1 protein-coding gene is annotated in these 1,465 nt (G+C 57.2%); it reads right to left on the bottom strand.

Going from position 1 to position 1,465, the window contains the following annotated elements:
* Nucleotides 1-73: 73 nt before the first annotated feature.
* Nucleotides 74-1,425 (bottom strand): IS3 family transposase gene (locus tag DFK10_RS16150; protein ID WP_408005599.1). Its coding sequence is split into 2 segments (ribosomal slippage): nucleotides 74-1,087 and nucleotides 1,090-1,425, totalling 1,350 coding nucleotides; the frame shifts between segments, so codons are not numbered across the junction.
* Nucleotides 1,426-1,465 lie beyond the last annotated feature (40 nt).

Raw genomic sequence — 1,465 nt, 5'->3', positions numbered from 1 at the left:
TGTGCGTCGTCAGATAATTTGGGACATTTGAGCGGTTTTCCGTTTGGAGGCTCTGGCTCATCCTTGATTGAGTTTATGCGGTTTCAGTTTCGTGGCGCAAGCGCCGGGTGAGCATGGTTTTTCGTTTGATCTCCTCTCGCTGTTTCAGGATCTGCTCTGCGCGCCCGTAATAGACGTCAGCGGGCGTCAGGTTCCCAAGGCTCTCATGGTAGCGTTGGTTGTTGTAGTATTCGACGAAGGCCCCGATCTGGCGCTCGAGATCACCGGGCAGAAAGTAATGCTCCAGCAGGACACGGTTCTTCATGGTCTGGTGCCAGCGCTCGATCTTGCCTTGGGTTTGTGGGTGGTAGGGTGCGCCGCGAACATGATCCATGCCCTTTTCGTCGAGGTAATCCGCCAAGTCCCCCGCGATGTAAGACGAGCCGTTGTCGCTAAGAAGTCTTGGCTTGGCGACCACGGTTGCGCAGTCACATCCCGAGGCCTCCAGCGCGAGGTCAAGCGTGTCGGTCACGTCTTCGACTTTCATCGTGGTGCAGAGCTTCCAAGCGATGATGTGACGGCTGTAATCGTCCAGGATGGTGCTGAGATAGAACCAGCCCCAGCCCAAAACCTTCAGATAGGTGAAGTCAGTTTGCCACAACTCGTTTGGGCGCGTGGTTTTATCCCGGAACTCATTGGCCGCCTTCATCACGATATGCGCCGGTGCCGTCACCAGATCTTCCGCCTTCAGGATGCGGTAAACCGACGATTCCGAGACAAAATACTGCTTCTCATCGGTGTACTTCACCGCCAGCTCACGGGGCGTCAGATCCTCATGTTCGAGTGCAAACTCAATAATGTCCGCCCGGGTCTCATCCGGGAGGCGGTTCCACACAGACCCCGGATGGGACGGTGTGTCCTCAAGCGCGTCAAGCCCACCCTCGGACCAGCGGTCATACCAGCGGTAATAGGTCGTGCGTGGAATGCCGAGCATGGCCAGCGTCTGACGGGCGGGTAGATGCGAGGCTTCGACGGTGCGGATGATCTCCAGCTTTTCCGATGCAGGATACCTCATGCCTCGTACTCCCCACCCCTGATCATGCTTTTTTTGAGCAGACGGTTTTCCAGAGTCAGATCAGCAACGACTTCCTTGAGCGCGGCGGATTCCGAGCGCAGCTCCTTGACCTCAGGCGATGTCGCCTGGCGGGCAGTATCCCCCGCAAGGCGTTGCTTGCCCGCTTCGAGGAATTCCTTCGACCAAGTGTAATACAGGCTCTCGCTGATGCCTTCCCGGCGACACAGCGCGGCGATACTCTCCTCGCCGCGCAGACCAGCCAGCACGATCCTGATCTTCTCTTCCGCAGAATAATGCTTGCGCGTCTTGCGCTTGATCCCTTTGACCAGCTTGTCGGCCGCGTCCTTCGATGTTCCGGATTTCTTGTTCATCTTCGCCGCTTGATAGCTGCGATGAACCAGAAATCCTCCG

It is taken from the genome of Salibaculum griseiflavum, from assembly GCF_003129565.1.
GTDB lineage: Bacteria > Pseudomonadota > Alphaproteobacteria > Rhodobacterales > Rhodobacteraceae > Salibaculum > Salibaculum griseiflavum.
Note: the sequence above shows the minus strand (reverse complement) of the source record. Positions and strands in the feature narration are given on the sequence as shown.